A 23,111-nucleotide genomic window follows, 5' to 3' on the forward strand; every position below is an offset into this window, starting at 1 on the left:
TCGTCGGATGACGGAAGCCTTAGCCGCCGTAGCCTTCCGGCAGATCGTCTTCTTCCAGAAGCTCTTCCTTCGAGACTTCCTTTTCCTCGATCTTGGCCTTGCCGAAGATCAGGTCGACGACCTTGTCCTCATAGATCGGGGCGCGCAGAGCGGCCTGCAGGTCGGCGCGCTGGCGGTACATGTCGAACACCTGCTGGGCCTGCGCGCCATACTGGCGAGCTTCGCGCATGATGGCGTCGGTCAGTTCCTGGTCCGTGACGACCACGTCGTTCTTGCGACCGATCTCGGCGAGAACCAGACCCAGGCGAACGCGGCGCTCTGCGATCTTGCGGTATTCGTCCTTCAGTTGGTCTTCAGTCTTGTCGGCGTCCTCGGGCGGGAGACCGCCCTGGGTCTTGTCGGCCTGAACCTGTTGCCAGATGCCGCCGAACTCGGCGTCCACCATGCGCGGCGGCAGGTCGAAGTCGTGCTTGGTGTCCAGCACGTCCAGCAGGGCGCGCTTCAGCTTGAAGCGCGACGAGTTGTCGTAGCGGCCCGACAGGTTCGACTTCAGAAGCTCTTTCAGAGCGGCCAGGTCCGAAAGGCCCAGGCGCTTGGCCAGTTCGTCGTCGGCTTCGGCGTCGACCGGAGCGCGCACTTCCTTGACGGTCGTGGCGAATTCGGCGGCCTTACCGGCCAGATCCTTAGCCTGATAATCTTCCGGGAAGGTGACCTTCACGGTAATCGCGTCGTCCGGCTTGGCGCCGACTAGTTGCTCTTCAAAGCCCGGGATGAACTGGCCCGAGCCCAGGACCAGCTCGGCGCCCTCGGCCTTGCCGCCGGCGAATTCGACGCCGTCCACGGTGCCGACGAAGTCGATCAGCAGTTGGTCGCCGTCCTTGGCCTTGAGGCTCTTGCCCTTGCGGGGCTCGTAAGTGCGGGCCTGCTTGGCCAGTTCGGCCAGGGCCTCGTCGACTTCGGCGTCGGCGACCTTGTAGACCGGCTTGGTCAGTTCGATGCTGGCGGGATCGATCGGCTCGAAGTCCGGCATGATCTCGATGGCCACGTCGAACGCGAGGTCCTCACCACCGGCGACAACCTTTTCCATGTCCGAAGACGGCTTCAGCTCGGGCTGACCGGCGGGACGCAGCTTGTTGTCGTCCAGGACCTTCTGGGTCGTTTCGTTGAGCGCCTGCTCGACGACTTCCCCCATCAGGGCCTTGCCGTACAGGCGGCGAACGTGGGCCGCGGGCACCTTGCCGGGGCGGAAGCCCTTGACGTTCATTTGCGGCGCGACTTCGGCGATCCGCGCTTCGAGACGCGTGGCCAGCTCGGCGGCCGGCACGGTCACTCCATAAACGCGGCTGAGGCCTTCGCCCGACTTTTCAACGATCTGCATCGACATTGTCATATTCTCGGACCTGCGACGCGCGCGTCGGGGGTCCGCCCTGGGGTCAAAAACATCGACGCCGCCCGCGAGGCCGGGGCGGCGAAAGAGCGCCCTTATGTCACGACGTGCGCAACCATCCAAGAGCGCCAGCGGCAAAAGTCACGCCCACCGTCCAACGGACGGGAACGCTTGGTAGATCTGGTGCGGATGAGAGGACTCGAACCTCCACGCCTCTCGGCGCCAGAACCTAAATCTGGTGCGTCTACCAGTTTCGCCACATCCGCGTGGGGGCAGGCCTTACGGATTTCACCGGGGGGATGCAAGTCCGGCGCGCGCCAGGACAGGGCGGCGCGCCAAGAGCCGGGCCAGTACGGCGGGAGCCAGATTCGGCAAGTCCTCTGAGATCAGTCCCGGCCCGTGCGCACTCCCGCATTCCGCGTGGATCCAGGCTCCCGCGCACGCCGCCTCAAAACTCTCCATACCCTGGGCGATCAGTCCGCCAATAAACCCCGCCAGAACGTCGCCGGATCCAGCCGTCGCCAGCCAGTGCGATCCGTTGAGCGAAATCGCCGCCCGACCGTCCGGCGCGGCTACCACGGTATCGGGTCCCTTCAGCAATACGACGGCGCCGGCCCGGCGCGCGGCTTCAAGCGTCGCCGCCACCCGCTCCGCCGACTCGTTCAAAAGGCCCGGAAAGACCCGCTCGAACTCGCCCGGATGCGGCGTCAGCACGTCATCGCGATCCAGCGCGGAGAAAAGCGCGCCTGGGTCATGGCGAAAGCTGGTCAAGGCGTCTGCATCCACCACCAACGCCGCGCCAGTCCGGGCCAGGGCGAAGAGGTTGCGCATGGTCGTATCGCCTACGCCGCTAGCAGGGCCGATCACCACGGCGTCCGCGCTTTCTCCAGCCGTCTGCAGATCCGCCTCGCTTTCGAAGGGCGACAGCATCACCGCTTCAAGATGAGCAGCATTCACCGCCAGCGCGTTCAGCGGCGACAATATACTGACGACACCGGCTCCGACACGCAGACCGCCTCGCGCCGCCAGCCTCGCCGCGCCAGTGTTCCAGGCGTCACCGCTGATTACCTTCAACCGCCCACGCCGATGCTTATGCGCGTCCAGGGCCGGCCACGGAAAGCGGGCTTCCCAAAGCTCGGGTGTATTTTCGTGCAGGGCGCTCTCGCGTTCAGCCGCGGCGAGTCCGATATCGGCGACGATCACCTCTCCGCAATAAGCGCGCCCGTCCATCAGACAGTGGGCCAGCTTGCGTCGATGAAAAGTCACCGTGAGATCCGCCCGGAACGCAGCCTCGCCCAGGGCGCGACCCGTATCGCCAGACACACCGCTGGGCACATCGATCGCGATGACGGGCTTGTTCAGCAGGTTGCTGGCGCGCGCCAGCCTGGCGACATCGCCCTCGAGCGGCCGCGAAAGACCCGCGCCGAACAGCGCGTCTATATAGATGTCCGCTTGGCTTGGCTCTGGCGACAGGGGGCCGGTTTCCCCCTTCCACCGCGCGGCGGCGCGTCTGGCCGCGTCTGTTGCCGGCGGCGCCGAGGCTTCAACGCGGACCGACCAACCCTTGCGGCGCAGATGCCGCGCGGCGACATAGCCGTCGCCGCCGTTATCACCGGGGCCGCACCAAATCACGACGGACCTATGCGAGAACCGCGTCCTGACCGCTTCGGCGACCGCCAATCCGGCCCGCTCCATCAACGTGCTGATCGGAACGCCGAGCGCGACAGCGGCGCGATCCGCCGCGGTCATCTCGGCGACGGTCATGATCTCACGCGGCACGACGACTCCTTCAGAGCACCTGGCTCTGAGCTTCGCGTCCTTTCTCATTGAGGATCAAGCGCCCATCGCGAATGTCGAACGTCGTGATCGAACAGTGATCCGGTCGGAATGCCGCCACCCTCGCCTCACCTGTGGCCACGCCGACAGCGGCGTTAAGCGCCACGAAGTGACTGAACACCGCCGCGTCCGTATATTCAGCCACCGCTGCCGCAACACTTTTGGCCCAGGCCTCATAGTTCAGATCGCCGACGATTTGATCCCATTCGCCACCGAACGCGGCGCGCAACCAGGCTGGGCGGTCCTCGGCAGGCATTCCCGAAGGCGTCGGGATCTCCCCCACGCGCGGATCGATCACAAGCTCGACACCCAGTGCTGCCGCCATCGGTGCGGCCGTTTCACGGCATCGACGCAGGGGTGATGAGACGACACGCAGCGGTCGTTCTCCTTCCGGCAGAGCCATGAGCGTTTCCATCGCCTCGACGGCTTGGCGGCGCCCTACCTCGTCGAGACCTGGATCATCCTCCGCCCCGCCCCAGGTCGAGGCCGGACGCCCGTGGCGAACGACATGGACGCGGGTCATGACGGTCAATCCGGAACAAAGAGGTTGCGAACGCCATCGGGGTGCGGACCGACCGTTCCCGTTCTGCCAACGCCTTCTCGCCCCTCCAGGTCCAGCAGGGTCGCGGGATCCTCTGGCGTGTGAGCCACGAAGCGTCGACCCTTGTCGTCCCGGCCAATCACGATGCCCATTCGAACACCTTCGCGAGCGTGGACGACCGTATAGGTCTCGATGACCGCCGCTCCTGTTGGGTGTTCCATGATCTCGGGATGCGGCAGGGCGTCGATCCGGTCCTGGATCGTGGACGGGGCTTCGCGCACCCAGTCGCCCTCGACAGGTCTGGTCGAGTAGATGCCGACCGACTGTTTGGTCAGGAACCAGCCGTTGGCCGTGCAGAGCCCATAGGCGCCGGGCCGAGCTCTTAGGCGCCCCATCATCTCGGCGATGGAATGCAGGGCGTAGTTGTTTCCGGGCCCGCCGAAGTAAGGCAGGCCGCCGGTGACGGTCAGGCCGCGCGGATCATCCAGCGCCAGTCCTAGCTCCTCGGCCGCCACCTCTACGGCAGACGGGAAGCAGGAATAAAGGTCGATGATGTCGATGTCAGACAGACCGATGCCCGCCATCGCGAAGGCGCGCTCTCCGGTCAGCCGAATGGCCGGGCTCGAGTGAAAATCCTGCCGGTCCATCGGGTACCAGAGATCGGCGGCGTCGGCGCAGCCGTGCAGATAGACCCACTTGTCTTCGGACACGCCCAGCTCCCGCGCCTTGCGCACGCTACAGATCAGCACGGCGGCCGACTGGTCGACCTCCATGATGGCGTTCAGGTACTTGGGATAGGGAAAGCTGATCATCCGGTTGCGATCCGTAACCGTAACCAACTCCTCCGGCGATCGCTCGACCGGGAACCAGGCATTTGGATTGGCGGCGGCCACCTTGCTGAACGGCGAGAACAGACGTCCCAACCGAGCCTGATGGTCTTCGAGAGAGCGACCGTCGCGGGCGCGCAGCGCATTCTCGAACAACGGATAGGTGTTGACGGGATAGCCCAGACCGTGTGCCGCCTCCTGCGGCGTGACGCCGGGACGAGGATCACCGATGCGAGCCGGCGCTTCGGTGATGTCATCACCCCAGCCGTCAAACCCCAGCCCCCCCTTCAGACGCTTCATCAGAGAGCCGAGAAACTCGGCTCCCGTCACCAGAGCCAGCTCGGATTGACCGTTGGCGATCCGCTCACAGACCACATTGACGGCCTGCTGAGGGCTGTTGCCGCCTGTCTCGGTATAGACGCTCCATGCCGGCCGAGCGCCCAGCGTCCTCGCCAGGCTCGCAGGCGGGTTGGCAAGGCGCGGCAAGGGAAGCTTCGAAAGCCCCCCCGGCGCGTCGATACTGAAAGCGATCACCGCCAACGCGTCGAGTTCGGCAAGAACCGACCCCAAGAGACCGGCATCTCCAACAGCACGTTCCGCCGCAATCTTCAGCAGTTCGAGCGGGGAAGGCGAATTTTCCAGTTCGCCGCGATAGGTGAACTGGCCTGCGCCGATCAAAACCGGCGTGTCGTCGCGCATATTCCACCCCATTCAAACGATCGTTGGGGCCGATCCTAGGGGCGAAACGGCGCGCTGCAAGGCCATTTGGGTGGCAAACCCGTGCTGACCATTTTTCACGCTCCAACTGCGCAAATATTGATCATCGCCCACCAACCGACATCGGCGATCCCTTTTCCGACCGACCAAAGCTTGCGAGTCCCCCGGGGGGCGTGATCGGTGCCGCTCATCCAAGGCGCGGCGCGCCTGCGGGCCCGAAAGTGGAACCGATGAAGAAGATCGAAGCCATCATCAAGCCGTTCAAGCTCGATGAGGTGAAGGAGGCGCTCCAGGAGATGGGCGTCCAGGGCATGACCGTGCTCGAAGCCAAAGGCTATGGTCGTCAAAAAGGCCATACCGAGCTCTATCGCGGCGCCGAATACGTCGTGGACTTCCTCCCAAAGATAAAGGTCGAGGTCGTCGTCGAGGACAGCCAGCTGGAACCCGCGCTGGAGGCCATTACGCGCGCCGCCCGTACCGGGCGCATCGGCGATGGCAAGATTTTCGTCTCGGAGATCGCGGAAGTCATCCGCATCCGAACCGGAGAAAGCGGCCCCGCCGCCGTCTAGGCGCGGAAGGTCAAACGCTTACGAGGCTCAAGAAGGGGATACGGAATGAGCACCGCCAAGGAAATCCTGAACCTGATCAAGGAAAAGGACGTCAAATACGTCGACGTCCGCTTCACCGACGTTCGCGGCAAGATGCAGCACGTCACGTTCGACATCGACTTGGTCGATGACGACTTCCTCAACGACGGCACCATGTTCGACGGCTCGTCGATCGCCGGCTGGAAGGCCATCAACGAGTCGGACATGAAGCTGCGTCCGGACCTGTCGACCGCGATCATCGACCCGTTCTATCAGCAGACGACTCTGGCGCTGTTCTGCGACGTGGTGAACCCCGACACGGGCACCCCCTACAACCGCGACCCGCGCTCGATCGCCAAGGCCGCCCTGAACTATGTGAAGTCGGCCGGTATCGGCGACACCGTGTTCTTCGGCCCGGAAGCCGAGTTCTTCATCTTCGACGACGTGAAGTGGGACACCCAACCCAACAGCACCGGCTACTCGTTCGACTCCGTCGAACTGCCGGGCAACTCGGCCAAGACCTATGCCGAGGGCAATATGGGTCACCGTCCGGGCCCCAAGGGCGGCTACTTCCCGGTCAACCCGATCGACTCGGCTCAAGACCTGCGCGGCGAAATGCTGGCCGTCATGGGCGAGCTGGGCATGAAGCCGGAAAAGCACCACCACGAAGTGGCGCCCGCCCAGCACGAGCTCGGCCTGAAGTTCGACACCATGGTCGTGATGGCCGACCGTCTCCAGCTCTACAAGTACGTGATCCACAACGTGGCCCACGCCTATGGCAAGACGGCCACCTTCATGGCCAAGCCGATGTTCGGCGACAACGGTTCGGGCATGCACGTTCACCAGTCGATCTGGCAGGACGGCAAGCCGCTGTTCGCCGGCGACAAGTACGCCGGCCTGTCGGATATGTGCCTGTGGTACATCGGGGGCATCATCAAGCACGCCAAGGCGATCAACGCGTTCTCGAACTCCACGACGAACTCGTACAAGCGCCTGGTGCCCGGCTATGAAGCCCCGGTGAAACTGGCCTATTCGGCCCGCAACCGCTCGGCCTCGATCCGCATCCCGCACGTCGACTCGCCGAAGGCCAAGCGTCTGGAAGCCCGCTTCCCCGACCCGATGGGCAACCCCTATCTGACCTTCGTCGCGCTGCTGATGGCCGGCCTTGACGGCATCAACAACAAGATCGATCCGGGCGCGCCCGCCGACAAGAACCTCTACGACTTGCCACCGCGCGAGCAGAAGAAGATCCCGGAAGTCTGCGGCTCGCTCCGCGAAGCTCTCGAGAACCTCGACAAGGACCGCGCCTTCCTGAAGGCCGGCGGAGTCATGGATGACGACTTCATCGACAGCTACATCGAGCTGAAGATGGAAGAAGTGATGCGTCTGCAGCTGCACCCGCACCCTGTCGAATTCGACATGTACTACAAGTGCTAGGCTGAACTGCGTTCAGGACTGAGAATCGGGGGCCGGAGAGAAATCTCCGGCCCTTTTCTTTTGGGCTCGAAGACGCCGGACATGTCGCGGAGTGGGAATGACTTCTTACTTAGGGGCGCCAACTGAACAAAATTGTCGCAACTTCGCAACAGAACCGACGCAATCCGCCCGAAGCGATGGAAATGCCGTAGCCGACGATATCGCTGAAGCGCCAACTGGGCTTAACGCACCGCAAACGGAAGCGACGCGAACGCCCCCGACAGAGTCGGCGTCACGAAGCTTGGTCAGCACAGGATTTCTCCATGCACACCTCCAGCCACACCCTTCGTCGCGCTCTGCGCCTGTCCTGCGGTTTCGCCGCGCTGAGCATGGCCATCGCCACGGCCCCGGCCGTCCTGGCCCAGGAAACCCAGGTCGGCGAAGTGATCGTCACCGCCCAGAAGCGCAGTGAAAACCTGCAGGACGTGCCGGTTTCGGTGACCGCCCTTGCCGGCGAGCGCCTGCAATCGACCTTCGCCGCAGGCGACGACATCCTGGCCCTCTCGGCCAAGGCTCCTGGCCTCTACGCGGAGTCCTCCAATGGTCGCGCCGCGCCACGCTTCTACATCCGCGGTCTGGGCAACAGCGACTTCGACCTGGCCGCCTCGCAACCGGTGTCGATCATCCAGGACGATGTGGTTCTGGAAAACGTCGTGCTGAAAAGCTCGCCGATCTTCGACATCGATCAGGTTGAAGTGCTCCGCGGGCCGCAGGGCACGCTGTTTGGCCGCAACACCACGGCCGGCATCGTCAAGTTCAGCTCGGTTAAGCCCAGCGAAGAGACCAAGGCTCGCGCCGCCGCGTCCTACGGCAGCTTCAACACCCTGACCTTCGACGGCGGCGTCGGCGGCGCCCTGATCGCGGGCAAGGTCGCTGCGCGCGCCTCGGTGCTGGTCCAGCACCGCGACAACTGGATCGACAACGGCTTCACCGGCAAGAAGGACGCGCTCGGCGGCTTCGATGAAAAGGCCGCGCGCCTGCAGGTGCTGTTCACGCCCACCGAAGCGCTCACCGCCCTCTTCAACGTCCATGGTCGCGACCTCGACGGCACCGCAGCCGTGTTTCGCGCCAATATCCTGACCAAGGGTTCCAACAAGCTCAACGCCAACTACGATCGCAACACGGTCTATTTCGACGCCGGCGCCGGCAACCCGCAGAAGTACAAGGGCTGGGGCACCTCGGCCAACATCGGCTACGACTTCGGCGACGTGACCCTGACCTCGATCACGGCGTATGAAGAAACCCACGGCTCCAGCCGCGGCGATATCGATGGTGGCAATCTCACTGGCCCGGGCTTCATCCCCTTCCCTTCGGAAAGCACCGACGGCATCAAGCAACTGGACCAAGTCACCCAGGAACTGCGCCTGGCCAGTGACACCGATGGCCCGCTGAGCTGGCAGGTCGGCGGCTACTACTTCGACTCTAGCTATCAGATCCGCACCGACCCGGGCTTCGCGCCGGCCACCACGCTCGAACAGGAAAACACCTCCTGGGCCGTATTCGGCCAGGCGTCGTACAAGGCGACCGAGGCCCTCACCCTGACGGGCGGCCTGCGCTACACCAGCGACGACAAGGACCTGCGCGTCGTCTCGGGTCCGAACCCGGTCGCGCCGGTGTCGGTCTCCGACGAGAAGGTTAGTTGGGACCTCAGCGCGTTCTATGACGTCGCCGAAAATGTCAGCGTCTACGGCAAGGTCGCCTCCGGCTTCCGCGGTCCGTCGATCCAGGGCCGCGACATCGCCTTCTTCTCGCCGGCCTCGGTCGCCCAGTCCGAAACGATCATGTCGTATGAAATCGGCCTGAAGAGCGAACTGATGGACCGCCGCGTTCGCCTGAACGGCGCGGTGTTCACCTACACCATCGACGATCCCCAGTTCAGCGCGGTCGGCGGCGGCTCCAACTCCAACCGCCTGATCAACGCCAACAAGGCCGAAGCCTACGGCATCGAACTGGACGGCGAGTTCGTGGTCACCGAGAACCTGGTCCTGACGGCCGGCTACAGCTACGCCAAGACCAAGATCAAGGACTCCACCCTGACCACGGCCGTCTGCGCCCAGTGCACCGTCACCGACCCGCTCAACGCGGCCGGTCAGGCCCGGATCGACGGCAATCCGTTCCCCAACGCCCCTGAATACACCTTCGACGTCACGGCCCGCTACGCCGTGCCCTTCGGCGCGGATGGCGAACTGTTCGCCTATACCGACTGGAAGGTGCAGGGCATGACGAACTTCTTCCTCTACGAGTCCAAGGAGTTCTACAGCAAGGGCGACTTTGAAGGCGGCCTGAAGCTGGGCTACGCCAAGCTGGACGGTTCGTGGGAAGCGGCGCTGTTCGCCCGCAACATCACCGACGAGGACAACCTCAAGGGCGCGATCGACTTCAATAATCTGACCGCCTTCGTCAACGAGCCGCGCGTCATCGGTGTGTCGCTGAACGTGAAGATGTAATCGATCCCCCTATCGGGACCGGTGAAGGGCCGCGGAGCAATCCGCGGCCCTTTTTCATATCAGGTCTTGGAAAGACCGACGCCGCCAACCGGGACGGTCTCGAAGCGCTGACCGAAACCCCTGATGATCGGTCGGGCCTTGGTGATCGCCGCCTGCACCGACGGAAGCTTCACAGACGCCGTGTGATGCTCCGCATCCGTCCAGACCTCGGTGATCCAGATCGCGTCGACATTGGTCGCATCCTTGGCGACGATATAGCTCAGACATCCCGGCATGGCCTGCGTGCCCTCGCCCAGAATGGCGATCAACTCGTCCCGCTTGCCGGGCGCGGCCATCATCTGACCGATCAGTCCATACATCGATGTTTGCTCCCTGCTCATGGCGACAAGCGGCGCGCCGGTTGTCGCGACAGCGACCCCGACCGCGAGAACGCTTCGACGATCGATCTCTGAATCCTTCAAACCTGCCTCCTCAGGGCTTGCACTCACCGGCCGCGGAAACGCTGACGCCCGCCGCCGCGGCAGTGCAGGCATTGCCATAGGTCTTGCCATCGCAGCCACACACAGGTCGATAGTCACGCGTGCACATCGTTGGCCGCTTGCGGCAAATGCCCGAGGCGTCAGCGATCACCCGGCAGTGCTCCGCCTGCATTTGGCAGGACAGGCCCTCCGCGCACTGGAAACCGGCAATCCCGCCGCACATGCCGCCCTCGGCGACGGGCGTGCGGGACATCGGCGGGGGCGAAGGCGGCGCGCTGGCGCCGGGGCTTTCGCAGGCCAGAAGCAGCACCGTGGTCAAGGCCAGGATCCAGGAACGCAAGGCCATCGGTCGATCTCCATTCGTCATGATCGTCGAACCCAACGCATGATGCCGCGCCCCGCGCCAGACGACAGACAATTTTCGCGGTTCGGGCAATACGGGGCGCCGCCTCTCTTGCTTGGGGGTGATTTTTCGTCTGTCCTGCCCGCCTGTTCGGGAGTCGGGGTTTTTCATGATGGGATGGCGTCACACGGCCGCGGCCGTAAGCCTGCTCGCGCTGGGTCTTTCGGCCTGCGCGACCACTAGCGGAGCCGGCGCCAAGCCCGGCGCAACGACGGCCAAGCCCGCTGAAAAGGTCGAGAACAAGCCGCTGCCCAAGGGGCTGGACGGCTCGACCTCCTCGGGCTTTCCGTCGACCTACATGCCCCTGCCCTCGCGGCCCACGGCCATCGTCGGCGCTACGGTGCTGACGGCGACCGGCCAGCAGATCGAAAACGGCGTCGTGTTCGTCTCCGGCGGCAAGATCGTCTCGGTCGGCGGACCCGATACCCCCGTCCCGGCGGACGTGGCTATCATCGACGCCAAGGGCAAATGGCTGACCCCCGGCATCATCGACGCCCACAGCCACCTGGGCGTCTATCCCTCGCCCGGCGTCCAGGCCAAGTCGGACGGCAACGAGGCCACTGATCCCAATACCTCTCAGGTCTGGTCCGAGCATTCGGTGTGGCCGCAGGACCCTGGCTTCAACCGGGCCCGGGCCGGCGGCGTGACCACGCTGCAGATCCTGCCAGGTTCGGCCAACCTGTTTGGCGGCCGTTCGGTGACGCTGAAGAACGTGCCGTCGACCACCATGCAGGGCATGAAGTTTCCGAACGCCCCTTACGGCCTGAAGATGGCCTGCGGTGAGAACCCCAAGCGCGTCTATGGCGGCAAGGGCCGCTCGCCTGCAACGGCGATGGGCAATGTCGCCGGCTTCCGCGCCGCCTGGATCGATGCGGCCGATTACGCCCGCAAATGGGATGACTATCGCACCAAGAAGGACAAGGGCGAGAAGGCCGATGCGCCCAAGCGCGACCTCAAGCTGGAAACCCTGGCCGGCGTTCTGAAGGGCGAGATCCTGGTCCAGAACCACTGCTATCGCGGTGACGAAATGGCCGTGATGATCGATATCGCCAAGGAGTTTGGCTACAAGATCACGATGTTCCACCACGCCATCGAGTCCTACAAGGTGGGCGCTCTGCTGGCCAAGGAAGACATCTGCTCGGCCACCTGGGCGTCGTGGACCGGCTTCAAGATGGAAAGCCTGGACGGCATCGACTCCAACGCCGCCATCCTCTGGAAGGCGGGCGCCTGCGTCGTCATCCACTCCGACGACCCGATCATGACGCAGCGCCTGAACCAGGAAGCCGCCATCGCCATGACGGCCGGCAACAAGCTGGGCTATGGCATCACCCGGGCCGAGGCGATCAAGTGGATCACCGCCAATCCGGCCAAGGCCATGGGCATTGGCGACAAGACCGGCGCCATCGCGCCCGGCAAGGCCGCCGACCTGGTGATCTGGAGCCGCGATCCGTTCAGCGTCTATGCCCAGGCCGAGAAGGTCTATGTCGACGGCGCCCTGACCTATGATCGTCATGATCCGCGCTACCAGCCCAAGTCCGACTTCGAGCTTGGCCAAACCGGCCAGGGAGCGTTCAACTGATGATCCGGTCCTTCCTTCTTGCAGGCGCAGCCTTCGCGGCCCTGGCCGCCCCGGCCGCGGCCCAGACCATCGCCATCACCAACGCCCGGATCGAACCGGTGAGCGGTCCGGCCATCGCCTCCGGCACGATCGTTCTGCGGGATGGCAAGATCGTCGCCCTGGGCGCTGGGGTCACGGCTCCGGCCGGGGCGACGGTGATCGACGCCAAGGGCGGGGTCGTCACGCCCGGCCTGATCGCGCCATCGTCCAACCTGACGGCGTCCGAGATCAGCGGCGTGCGCGAGACCCGCGACGACGGCACCGGCACGGCGCTGTCGGCCGCCTTCGACATTGCCTACAGCGTCAACCCGGCCTCGCCGATGATCGGTCTGGCGCGCGACGGCGGCGTCACCGCCTCGGCCGTGACCCCGGTCCTTTCGGGTGTGGGCGGCGGCTCGCATGAGCATGCCGATGACGGCGTGGTCGAGGAGATGACGGCCGGCGCCTCCGGCTCGGGCGATCCGCCCCTGTTCGGCGGTCAGGCCGCGTTCGTCCGCCTGCAGGCCGGTGACAGCGATCTGGTCGAGGCCTCGAAGCTGGCGGTCACGGTTTCGCTGGGCGAATCCGGGGCCCGCGCGGCCGGCGGTTCGCGCGGCGCCTCGATCGTGCTGATCAAGTCGGCCCTGGAAGACGCCCGCGCCTTTGCCCGCAACCGGGCGGCCTACGAGCAGGGCGCCACGCGCGACTTTGGTCTCTCGCGCCTGGACCTCCAGGCCCTGATCCCGGTCGTGCAGGGCAAGACCCCGCTGCTGGTTCGCGTGCACCGCGCCTCCGATATCCGCCTGGCGCTGAAGCTGGCGGCCGAGGAGAAGATCCGGATCATCCTGGAAGGGGCCGAGGAAGGCTGGGTCGTGGCCGCCGAGATCGCCAGGGCCGGCGTTCCCGTCATCGTCGACACCCAGGCTGACCTGCCCGACAGCTTCGAAACCCTCGGCTCGCGCCTCGACAACGCCGCCAAGCTGAACGCCGCCGGCGTCATGGTGGCGATCAACGGGGCGCGGGACTTCAACAACCTGCGCCAGGAACGTCTGAACGCCGGCCTCGCCGTGGCCAACGGCCTGCCCTACGCGGCGGGTCTGGCCTCGGTGACCCTGAACCCGGCGAAGATCTGGGGCATGGACGGCAAGATCGGTTCGCTGGAGGTCGGCAAGACGGCCGATGTCGTGCTGTGGACGGGCGATCCGCTGGAAACCACCAGTTGGGCCGACAAGGTGTTCATCGCCGGCGTCGAGCAGCCCCGCGACAGCCGCCAGACCCAGCTGCGCGACCGCTACGCCGCGCCCGACAATGGCATGCCGGTGGCTTACCGCTAGGGTCCTCGCGCTTGCCCCCTCCGCCGGAGGGGGCAAGTCGCGGCATTCCCCAGGTTTCCCGATCAACGCGGCGATACGCCCCTTTTCAGGCGAGTCCGGGAGGCCCATACGGAGCTTCCCACCGAATCGACGCATGTTCCCGTAATGTCCTCCAAAGACGATCCCAACTCCCTGTTCTCGCTCTTTGGCGACGACGCCCTGGCGCCGACGCCCGCCGCCCCGCTGCCGGCTCGCGAGCCTCACGTCGAAGCGCCGGCCCGCGCCGCCGCGCCGCCGCCGCCCTCGGCCAGTCCTGCGGCCGCCCCGTCCTCGGGCGGTTACACCGCCAGCGACATCGAGGTGCTGGAAGGCCTGGAGCCGGTCCGCAAGCGACCCGGCATGTACATCGGCGGCACCGACGAGCGGGCCCTGCACCACCTGTTCGCCGAAGTGCTGGACAACTCGATGGACGAGGCCGTGGCCGGCTTCGCCAAGACCATCGAGGTCAAGCTCGACGCCGACGGCTTCCTGTCGGTCAAGGACGACGGCCGGGGCATGCCGGTCGACCCGCACCCCAAGCACCCGGGCAAGTCGGCGCTGGAGGTCATCATGACCGTCCTGCACGCCGGCGGTAAGTTCAGCGGCAAGGCCTATGAGACCTCCGGCGGTCTGCACGGCGTCGGCGCCAGCGTCGTCAACGCCCTGTCGGAGCTGGTCGAGGTCACCGTCTGGCGCGACGGGTTCGAGCACCTGCAGGTCTTTTCGCGCGGCAAGCCCCTGGGCCCGGTCGAGAAGATCGGCCCCAGCAAGAAGCGCGGCACCATGGTGCGCTTCAAGCCCGACGACGAGATCTTCGGCGAGGGGACCAATTTCAAGCCGGCGCGCCTGTACCGCATGGCGCGCTCCAAGGCCTATCTGTTCCGCGGCGTGCAGATCAAATGGTCCTGCGCCCCCGAACGGATCCAGGACCAGACGCCCGCCGAGGCCGTCTTCCACTTCCCCAACGGCCTGGCCGACTTCCTGGCCGAGCGCACCAAGGGCCTGGAAACCGTCACCCCCGAAAGCTTCGCCGGCCGCATCGAGCGCCAGGGCGAGGCCGGCGCCGTCGAATGGGCCATCGCCTGGACCCCGCGCGGTTTCGGCGAGCACGACGGCTTCATGCAGTCGTACTGCAACACCGTGCCCACCCCCGAGGGCGGCACCCATGAGAGCGGCCTGCGCGCCGCCTTGACCCGGGGTCTCAAGGCTTACGCCGAGCTGAAGGGCGAGAAGCGGGCGGCGATCATCACCGCCGACGACGTCATCGCCCAGGCCGGGGCCCTGATCTCGGTCTTCATCCGCAATCCGGAATTCCAGGGCCAGACCAAGGAAAAGCTCTCTTCTTCCGAAGCCCAGCGCTTCGTGGAAGCGGCGCTGCGCGACCCGTTCGACCACTGGCTGACCGCCTCGCCCAAGAACGCCCAGGCCCTGCTCGACTTCGTCGTCGAGCGCGCCGAGGAACGCCTCAAGCGCCGCAAGGACAAGGAAGTCTCCCGCGCCTCGGCGACCCGCAAGCTGCGCCTGCCGGGCAAGCTGGCCGACTGCGCCGGCGGCGCGGTCGATGGCGCCGAACTGTTCATCGTCGAAGGCGACAGCGCCGGCGGCTCGGCCAAACAGGCCCGCAACCGCAAGAACCAGGCGATCCTGCCCCTGCGCGGCAAGATCCTCAACGTCGCTTCCGCCACCGGCGAAAAGATGAGCGCCAACAAGGAGCTGTCGGACCTGATGCTGGCCCTGGGCGTCCAGGCCGGCAACAAGTATCGCGAGGAAGATCTGCGCTATGAGCGGATCATCATCATGACCGACGCCGATGTCGACGGCGCCCACATCGCCTCCCTGCTGATCACCTTCTTCTACCGCACCATGCCCGAGCTGATCCGCGGCGGGCACCTGTTCCTGGCCCTGCCGCCGCTGTACCGGATCAGCCACGGCGGCAAGAGCGCCTATGCCCGCGACGACGCCCACAAGGACGAACTGCTGGCTACGCAGTTCAAGAACAAGAAGCCCGAGATCGGCCGCTTCAAGGGCCTGGGCGAGATGATGGCCGCCCAGCTGAAGGAAACCACCATGGACCCGGCCGTCCGCACCCTGGCGCGGGTGACCCTGCCGCGTTCCGAGGAGGCGGTGGAGTCGCTGGTCGAGACCCTGATGGGCCGCAAGCCCGAGCTGCGCTTCCGTTTCATCCAGGAAAACGCCGAGTTCGCGGCGGCGGACCTGGACGTCTGATCCTGATCCTCCCCTCCGGGGGAGGTGGCCCGGAGGGCCGGGGGGGGGCAACTGGGCGAACGCCGCATTAGCCCCCTCAGTCGCTCCGCGACAGCTCCCCCAGAGGGGGAGCAGCTACAGTTTCGCGACCTCGCGCGGAAACCGCCGAGTTGATGGAAAGGGTCGCGGAGCGTCCGGACGACGTCCGGATGAGTGAGTAGCAAATACCGTTTCGACGAAGCCGTCCGCTCCGCGTGGTCGTTATCCGTCAGCGTCCCGTCAGGTGGCCCTGTTCAGGCCTTACCGGGAGCCAGCTCCTCGCGTTTCCGCAAGAAGCCGGCGGTCGAGGCGGGCGAGCCAATCTAATGACTAATGAACACACCCGTCTGCCCTCATCCACGCCAACGGCGGGCGGGTCCCGCAACGCCGGGATCCCCGGACCGGTCGAGTATCCCCCTCGACCCCAGCCCCGCTCGATCACCCCCCGCCGCCGCAATGGTCGCTGGCCTTGCGCCCTTTCCTCGCGACGAGGTGGGTACAGAATACGGGAGGTTTAAGGGGGGCTGCGTCGATTGTCTGGACGCCCCTGGGCATGGGCAGGAGCGTGACGCTCGACAACGCCCGTCATCCCGGGACTTGTTCCCGGGACCCATGGGTCGGCCGCACGGTCGGTGGATCACAAACCCCTTACGGCGCAACGGAACGATGGGTCCCGGGGACGAGCCCCGGGATGACGTGGTTTGTATGGGGCGGCTCGTGATGCTCCCCCTTCAGGGGGAGGACTTGCGTCACTTATCCCCGCGCCTGTCCGGGGACGGCGCGATCCCAATCCCCGTCGGCCACCCTCACCTCACGCCTTCGGCGTCGACCCGATCGACCAGGTGAACCCGAACGGATCGCGCAGCAGACCATAGCGGTCGCCCCAGAACTGCACCTCGACCGGCTTGGTGACCTCGCAACCCGCCGCAACGGCACGATCGAACCAGGCGTCAGCGTCATCGACCTGAAGGTGCAGGGTCAGCGCCGCCGGCGTCTGGGCCGGATGGCCAAACTCGGGAAAGCCGTCGGACAACATCAGGGAATCGCCATTGATCTTCAGGGCGCAGTGCAACACCCGCTTGCCGTCCTGGGCGGGAATGCGACCCATTTCCTGGGCGCCGAAGGCCGCCTTGTAGAAATCGATGGCGGCGGCCGCGCCCTCGCCGCCCACGCAGATATAGGGGGCCAGGCCGGTGGTCGGGCCGCGCTGTTCGGCGGTCATGTCGTTCATGTCGAACTCCTGGCTGAAACAGGCCGGCCGTCCGCGCCGTCCCTGCGGCTAGGACGGACAGGTTGCCGTCAGACCGACAGTCGGACCAGAATTATTCGCCGCGCCCCTGATCGAGGCTCCGCTGTTGACTCCATAAATTACCGGCGTAATTCTTCTAAGATCTTACAATCGTAATCCATCGGAGACATCCATGCGCCTCATCGCTCTATCGGCCGCCGCGCCGCTCCTGCTCGCCACGCCTGCACTCGCGGCCCCCGCCGCCAACCGCCTGACGGTGGGCGACGTCTTCGGCAACGCCGCCGCGCCGGTGCAACTGATCATCCTGCTGCTGGCGGCCGCCATCGTCGCTGCGCCCGTCCTGCTGGTCCTGCGTCGTCCGGCCGCCCTGTCAGCCCTGGCCAAGGGCGCGCCGCTTCTGGCGGGCGCGGCCGCCCTGTTCACCCTGCTGGCCGGCGCCGTGGGCATCGCCAACAGCCCGGTCGTTCCGTCCCTGACGGTGCTGGCGCCGGGGTTCGCCGAAATGCTGTTCCTGATGGTCCTGGGCCTGCTGGCGACCTTCTCGGCCGTGGTCTGTCGCGAACTGGCCAAGCCGCGCTCGCACGCCTTCACAGCCGCCGAATAGCTATCGAGAAGGCGCGGGGCCGCACGGTTCCGGTCCTGCGCCCGACTCCGCCCCCTGCGGCGAATCCGCCGCACCTGGTGGGAATTTCCGGGCTGCCCTTGCAATCCCGACCAATTTAGCCTCCTAAAGCGGCCCTTAGACCCGTTTTCGCCCGCGCCTCATCGGCAAGGCGGCCAAAAGGGTCTATATTTCACGAGATAAGACCAAGAACACGGTCCATTTGGGGGTCGTATTTGGTCGTGGCGCGGGCCGCACGTGTGTGTGTGCCGTCCGCTTGAACCGAATTGGACCTATATGCCCTTCCCCGCCTCCCACCCCGCTCTTGAGCGGGCTCTTGCTGCTCAGGGTTATGCCGAGCCCACCCCCGTCCAGGCCGCCGTGCTGGAATCCGAAGCCGAAGGCCGCGACCTGCTGGTCAGCGCCCAGACCGGCTCGGGCAAGACCGTCGCCTTCGGCCTGGCCGCCGCGACCACCCTGCTGGGCGACAACGAAACCTTCGGCAAGGCCGGCGCGCCCATGTGCCTGGTCATCGCCCCCACGCGCGAACTGGCCATCCAGGTCAATCGCGAGCTGGCCTGGCTGTATGCCGACGCCAAGGCCGTGGTCGTCAACTGCGTCGGCGGCATGGACGCCCGCCGCGAGCAGCGCGCCCTGAACTTCGGCGCCCACATCGTCGTCGGCACCCCCGGCCGCCTGCGCGACCACATCGAGCGTGGCCACCTAGACCTGTCCGAGCTGAAGGTCGCCGTCCTCGACGAGGCCGACGAGATGCTCGACATGGGCTTCCGCGAGGACCTGGAATTCATCCTCGACGCCGCCCCCAAGGAACGCCGCACCCTGCTGTTCTCGGCCACCCTGGCGCGCGAGATCGTGCAGCTGGCCAAGAGCTATCAGAACGACGCCCTGCGCATCGACACCGTCGGCCGCAACGAGCCGCACCGCGACATCGAATATCGCGCCGTCCGCGTGGCTCCGAACGAGATCGAGCATGCGATCGTCAATCTGCTGCGCTATTTCGAAAGCCCCGGCGCCCTGGTGTTCTGCAACACCCGCGAAAGCGTCCGCGCCATGCACAGCAAGCTGCGCGAGCGCGGCTTCGCCGTCGTCGGCCTGTCGGGCGAGCTGTCGCAACGCGAACGCGCCGACGCCCTGCAGGCCCTGCGCGACGGCCACGCCCGAGTCTGCGTCGCCACCGACGTCGCCGCGCGCGGTCTGGACCTGCCCGACCTGGGCCTGGTCATCCACGCCGAACTGCCGGTCAACAAGGCCACCCTGCTTCACCGTTCGGGCCGCACCGGCCGGGCCGGCAAGAAGGGCGTCTCGGCCCTGGTCGTGCCCTATACCCGTCGCCGCAAGGCCGAGCAGCTGCTGATGGCCGCCGGCGTCGAAGGCAACTGGGGCGGCGCCCCGACCGCCGACGAGATCCGCGCCAAGGACACCGAACGTCTGCTGGACGACCCGATCTTCGCCGAGGTTTCGACCGAGGAAGACGCGGCCCTGGCGGAAATCATGCTGGAAAAGCGCACGCCGCTGGAGCTGGCCTCGGCCCTGATCCGCACCCGTCGCGCCAAGCTGCCGGCGCCGGAAGAAATCTATGACGACCCGCGCCACGGCGCCGATCCGGGCCCGCGCAGCCGTGAGCCGCGCGAGTTCGGCAACGACCGTGACTTTGGTGACCGTCCCGAACGCGAGCCGCGCGCCGACATGAACGGCGCCGAGTGGTTCCGCCTCAACACCGGCCGTCGCAACAACGCCGACCCCAAGTGGCTGATCCCGCTGATCTGCCGTCTGGGCCACGTGACCAAGAAGGACATCGGCTCGATCCGGATCTTCGACTACGACACCAAGTTCGAGATCTCGGCCGAAGCGGCTGTGAAGTTCGGCGCGGCCGTGCAGGCCACCGTCCGTGACGACGTCGCCATCACCCCGACGGCGGCTCCGGCCGCTCGCGACAGCGGTCCGCGCAAGGAATACGCGCCGCGTCCGCCGCGTGATGACGCCGCGCCCCGCGAGTTCAAGCCCCGGCCGCCTCGTGATGACGCGCCGCGTGCGCCGCGCGCCAACGCCCCCGGCTCGCGCGACCACACGCCGCGCCCCTCGACCTATGGCGACGACGGCTTCAGCAACGCCAAGCCTTACGGCAAGGGCGAGGAGCCCAAGGGCGACTACAAGGCTCGCCCGCCTCGCGATCGCGACAACGCCGCGCCGCGTGACTTCAAGCCGCGCACCGAGTTCAAGCGTGACGACGCCCCGCGCGATTTCAAGCCGCGTCCGCCGCGTGATGACGCGCCGCGTCCCTACTCGCCGGCCGACAGCGAAGGCGGCGCCAAGCGCGCCTACAAGCCGCGCACCGAAGGCCGCGACGATGGCCCCAAGCGCGACTTCAAGCCCCGCGCGGGCGCCGCGCCCAAGGCGTTTGGCGCGCCCAAGGCGTTCGGCGACAAGGCTTCCGGTCCGCAGACGACCTATTCGCCCAAGCCGCGCGGCGACGGTCCGGCCAAACCATTCAAGGGCCCCAAGCCCTTCAAGGCCAAGGGCTTCGACGGCGGCAAGCCGGCGGGTAAGCCGTTCAAGAAGAAGTAGATACGGAAAAGGCCTCTCCCACCGGAGAGGCCTTTTTTCTTATGCGGCTTGGCCCGCGCTCCAGCCCGAGGCCCAGGCCCACTGGAAATTGAAGCCGCCCAGCCAGCCGGTGACGTCCACGACCTCGCCGATGAAATAGAGACCGGGAACCGACTTGGCCTGCATGGTGCGCGAGTCCAGATCGTTGGTGTCGATCCCGCCCAGCGTCACTTCCGCGGTGCGATAGCCTTCCGAGCCGACCGGCTTGAAGGTCCAGGCATTGACCGACGCGGCCAGCCGACCCAGCACCTTGTCCGAACAGTCAGCGATATTGCCCTGCGCGCCCTCGTCGTCGGAGACGATCTGGGCCACCCGTTGCGGCAGCAGGGTGGCCATCACGGTCGAGACCGCCCGGCGCGGCGTGGCGGTGCGCGCCGCCTTCAGGGCCGTCAGGGCGTCGACGCCGGGCGCCATGTCGACCCGGATCTCGTCGCCTTCGCGCCAATAGGACGAGATCTGCAGGATCGAGGGGCCGGAAAGCCCCCGGTGGGTGAACAGCATGCCTTCCTGGAACTTCGTCTTGCCGTGGGCGACCACGGCGTCCAGCGCCACGCCCGACAGCGGAACCAGGCGCTCCAGCGTCTTGACCTCGAAGGTCAGGGGCACCAGCGCCGGGCGGGTCTCGACGACGCCCACGCCGAACTGTTTGGCGATCTCGTAGCCGAAGCCCGTCGCGCCCATCTTCGGGATCGACTTGCCGCCGCAGGCCACCACCAGCGACTGGCAGCGGACATTGGCCCCGCTGGACAGGGCCAGCTCGAAACCCTCGTCGGTCTTCGCGATGCGGTCGACGCCGGTCTCCAGGCGAAGCTCGCAGCGGGCGGCCTCCATCTCGGTCAGCAGCATGGTGACGATCTGCTTGGCCGAGCCGTCGCAGAACAGTTGGCCCAGCGTCTTCTCATGGAAGGCGATGGCGTATTTCTGGACCAGGGCGATGAAGTCCTTCGGCGTATAGCGACGCAGGGCCGAAACGCAGAACTTGGGATTGGCCGACAGGAAGTTGGCCGGCGCGGTGTGGATGTTGGTGAAGTTGCAGCGCCCGCCGCCGCTGATGCGGATCTTCTCGCCGGGCTCCTTGGCGTGATCGACCACCAGCACCGAGCGGCCGCGTTTGCCCGCCTCGATCGCGCACATCATGCCGGCGGCGCCGGCCCCGATCACCAAGACATCGAACTGTTCCATCGCGTCCTTCCATAGGAGCCGCCCGAGGAAGTCAATCAAACGCCGCGCCAGCCCTTGAACCCACCTCCGCCAACGGCTACGAACTCGCCCCCATCCCAGAGCCCGGTTGACCCATGACGTCCGTCGTCCCGCCGACGATCGGCATCGATTTTGGCACCACCAACACCGTCGTCTCGATGACGCACGGCGACGGCTCCGCGCGCCTGGTGCGGTTCCCGACCAGCGAGGGCGACCTGTTCGCCTTCCGCTCGGCGCTCAGCTTCCACAACCTGCAGGGCCACGGCGGCGAGGCCAATGAGCGGGTGGTCGAGGCCGGCCCCTGGGCGATCGAGGCCTATCTGGAGGATCCGCTGGAAACGCGGTTCATCCAGTCTTTCAAGAGCTTCGCGGCCAGCGTCGCCTTCACCGAGACCCGCATCCTCAACAAGCGCTACCTGTTCGAGGATCTGCTGGCCGCCTTCCTGCTGAAGGTGCGCGAGCACGCCGGCCCGGCCATGTCCAAGCTGCCGCCCCGCGTGATCGTCGGCCGTCCGGTCACCTTCGCCGGCGGCAATCCCGACGAGACCCTGGCCCTGCAGCGCTATGAGGCGGCCTTCGCGCGCCTGGGCTTCTCCGACATCCGCTACGCCTACGAGCCCGTCGGCGCGGCCTTCTTCTTCGCCCGCCAGCTGAAGCAGGACGCCACCGTGCTGGTCGCCGACTTCGGCGGCGGTACCAGCGACTTTTCCCTCGTCCGGTTCGAGCGCGAGGCCGACGGCACGCTGCGCTCGACCCCGCTCAGCCATTCGGGCGTGGGCGTGGCCGGCGACGCCTTCGACTACCGGATCATCGACCAGCTGGTCTCGCCGGCTCTGGGCAAGGGCTCGCTGTACCGCGCCTTCGACAACCGCCTGCCGATCCCGCAGCGCTACTACACCGCCTTCGCCCGCTGGGATCAGCTGGCCCTGCTGCGCGCCTCGCGCGACATGCGCGATATCCGCTCGCTGGAAAAGACGGCGATGGAGCCCGAGAAGATCAGCCGCCTGATCGAGGTGCTGGACGACAATCACGGCTATGCCCTCTACCGGTCGGTGTCGGCCCTGAAGGAGGCGCTGTCGGCCCATGAACGCGCCACGTTCCGCTTCGAGGCCGGCTCGATCCTGATCGAACAGGAGGTCGAGCGCTCGACCTTCGAGGGCTGGATCGCACCCGAGCTGACGGCCATCGAGACGGCGGTCGACCAGGCCCTGGCGCGCGCCAACCTGGCCCCAGACCAGGTGGACCGCGTGTTCCTGACCGGTGGCAGCTCGTTCGTGCCGGCGGTGCGCGACATCTTCCAGCGCCGGTTCGCGGCCGACCGGATCGAAAGCGGCGGCGAGTTCGAGTCGATCGCCTCAGGCCTGGCCCTGATCGGCCGTGAAACCGACCTCGACCTCTGGACGATGCAAGCGACCGCAAGACCAGCCGCCTGAGGTCGCAGACCAGCCGCCAATCAAGGGGCGGCCTGGTCTGTTTTGTCACGTGGACCGAATCTCGCTTTCCACTTAGCCTGAGGGTTAAGCCTTTCATAACGAGGCCCAAG

Annotated in this window: 17 protein-coding genes and 1 tRNA gene; 9 read left to right on the plus strand and 9 right to left on the minus strand. The window is 66.3% G+C overall.

Annotated elements, in window-relative coordinates; all coding sequences use genetic code 11:
* Positions 1-19: 19 nt before the first annotated feature.
* From tig to ACW17V_RS10720, 5 genes are all read right to left on the minus strand, one after another.
* Positions 20-1,378, minus strand: a complete 1,359-nt coding sequence (gene tig, locus ACW17V_RS10700) for a trigger factor (protein ID WP_492108786.1) — start codon at positions 1,376-1,378, stop codon at positions 20-22.
* A gap of 190 nt (positions 1,379-1,568) precedes the next feature.
* Positions 1,569-1,653, minus strand: a tRNA-Leu gene (locus ACW17V_RS10705).
* Positions 1,654-1,675: 22 nt separating this feature from the next.
* Positions 1,676-3,166 carry an NAD(P)H-hydrate dehydratase gene (locus ACW17V_RS10710; RefSeq protein WP_492105120.1) on the minus strand — a complete coding sequence of 497 codons (1,491 nt, stop codon included), beginning with the start codon at positions 3,164-3,166 and terminating at the stop codon, positions 1,676-1,678.
* A 10-nt stretch (positions 3,167-3,176) separates the two neighbouring features.
* Positions 3,177-3,746 (minus strand): histidine phosphatase family protein, encoded by a 570-nt coding sequence (locus ACW17V_RS10715; RefSeq protein WP_492105121.1) that lies wholly within the window; start codon positions 3,744-3,746, stop codon positions 3,177-3,179.
* A gap of 5 nt (positions 3,747-3,751) precedes the next feature.
* Complete coding sequence (locus tag ACW17V_RS10720; protein WP_492105122.1) at positions 3,752-5,302, minus strand: acetyl-CoA acetyltransferase; 1,551 nt, start codon at positions 5,300-5,302, stop codon at positions 3,752-3,754.
* Between the two features lie 236 nt (positions 5,303-5,538).
* Here ACW17V_RS10720 and ACW17V_RS10725 point away from each other — a divergent pair, with 236 nt between their 5' ends.
* The 3 genes from ACW17V_RS10725 (at position 5,539) to ACW17V_RS10735 (ending at position 9,818) form a co-directional block, all read left to right on the plus strand.
* Positions 5,539-5,877, plus strand: a complete 339-nt coding sequence (locus ACW17V_RS10725) for a P-II family nitrogen regulator (RefSeq protein ID WP_035046431.1) — start codon at positions 5,539-5,541, stop codon at positions 5,875-5,877.
* A 45-nt stretch (positions 5,878-5,922) separates the two neighbouring features.
* Positions 5,923-7,332 carry a type I glutamate--ammonia ligase gene (gene glnA, locus ACW17V_RS10730; RefSeq protein WP_492105123.1) on the plus strand — a complete coding sequence of 470 codons (1,410 nt, stop codon included), beginning with the start codon at positions 5,923-5,925 and terminating at the stop codon, positions 7,330-7,332.
* Between the two features lie 302 nt (positions 7,333-7,634).
* Positions 7,635-9,818, plus strand: a complete 2,184-nt coding sequence (locus ACW17V_RS10735; RefSeq protein ID WP_492105124.1) for a TonB-dependent receptor — start codon at positions 7,635-7,637, stop codon at positions 9,816-9,818.
* Positions 9,819-9,877: 59 nt separating this feature from the next.
* On the opposite strand, the gene ACW17V_RS10740 is transcribed toward ACW17V_RS10735, so the two are convergent.
* A complete protein-coding gene (locus tag ACW17V_RS10740; RefSeq protein WP_492105125.1) occupies positions 9,878-10,177 on the minus strand; it encodes a putative quinol monooxygenase in 300 nt (99 codons plus the stop codon).
* A gap of 112 nt (positions 10,178-10,289) precedes the next feature.
* Complete coding sequence (locus ACW17V_RS10745) at positions 10,290-10,643, minus strand: Kazal-type serine protease inhibitor family protein (RefSeq protein ID WP_492105126.1); 354 nt, start codon at positions 10,641-10,643, stop codon at positions 10,290-10,292.
* A 166-nt stretch (positions 10,644-10,809) separates the two neighbouring features.
* Between ACW17V_RS10745 and ACW17V_RS10750 the strand changes: the two genes are divergently transcribed.
* The 3 genes from ACW17V_RS10750 to parE all read left to right on the plus strand — a co-directional run bounded on the left by ACW17V_RS10750 (position 10,810) and on the right by parE (position 15,875).
* Positions 10,810-12,279: an amidohydrolase gene (locus tag ACW17V_RS10750; protein WP_492105127.1), complete on the plus strand. Its 1,470-nt coding sequence runs from the start codon at positions 10,810-10,812 to the stop codon at positions 12,277-12,279.
* Positions 12,279-13,631, plus strand: coding sequence for an amidohydrolase family protein (locus ACW17V_RS10755; RefSeq protein ID WP_492105128.1), 1,353 nt, complete (start codon positions 12,279-12,281; stop codon positions 13,629-13,631). The genes ACW17V_RS10750 and ACW17V_RS10755 overlap by 1 nt, the downstream gene beginning before the upstream one ends.
* 144 nt (positions 13,632-13,775) lie before the next feature.
* Positions 13,776-15,875 (plus strand): DNA topoisomerase IV subunit B, encoded by a 2,100-nt coding sequence (parE, locus tag ACW17V_RS10760; RefSeq protein ID WP_492105129.1) that lies wholly within the window; start codon positions 13,776-13,778, stop codon positions 15,873-15,875.
* 829 nt (positions 15,876-16,704) lie between these two features.
* Here parE and ACW17V_RS10765 read toward each other — a convergent pair.
* Complete coding sequence (locus ACW17V_RS10765) at positions 16,705-17,124, minus strand: VOC family protein (protein ID WP_492105130.1); 420 nt, start codon at positions 17,122-17,124, stop codon at positions 16,705-16,707.
* Positions 17,125-17,314: 190 nt separating this feature from the next.
* Here ACW17V_RS10765 and ACW17V_RS10770 point away from each other — a divergent pair, with 190 nt between their 5' ends.
* Both ACW17V_RS10770 and ACW17V_RS10775 read left to right on the plus strand, forming a co-directional pair.
* Positions 17,315-17,746, plus strand: a complete 432-nt coding sequence (locus ACW17V_RS10770) for a hypothetical protein (protein WP_492105131.1) — start codon at positions 17,315-17,317, stop codon at positions 17,744-17,746.
* A 294-nt stretch (positions 17,747-18,040) separates the two neighbouring features.
* On the plus strand, positions 18,041-20,329 hold the full coding sequence (locus tag ACW17V_RS10775) for a DEAD/DEAH box helicase (protein WP_492105132.1): 2,289 nt from the start codon (positions 18,041-18,043) through the stop codon (positions 20,327-20,329).
* A 39-nt stretch (positions 20,330-20,368) separates the two neighbouring features.
* On the opposite strand, the gene ACW17V_RS10780 is transcribed toward ACW17V_RS10775, so the two are convergent.
* Positions 20,369-21,550 carry a BaiN/RdsA family NAD(P)/FAD-dependent oxidoreductase gene (locus ACW17V_RS10780; RefSeq protein ID WP_492105133.1) on the minus strand — a complete coding sequence of 394 codons (1,182 nt, stop codon included), beginning with the start codon at positions 21,548-21,550 and terminating at the stop codon, positions 20,369-20,371.
* Positions 21,551-21,663: 113 nt separating this feature from the next.
* Here ACW17V_RS10780 and ACW17V_RS10785 point away from each other — a divergent pair, with 113 nt between their 5' ends.
* Positions 21,664-23,001, plus strand: coding sequence for an Hsp70 family protein (locus ACW17V_RS10785; RefSeq protein ID WP_492105134.1), 1,338 nt, complete (start codon positions 21,664-21,666; stop codon positions 22,999-23,001).
* Positions 23,002-23,111: the final 110 nt, after the last annotated feature.

The sequence above is a fragment of the Caulobacter sp. FV2ye17ST genome (genome assembly GCF_058680955.1).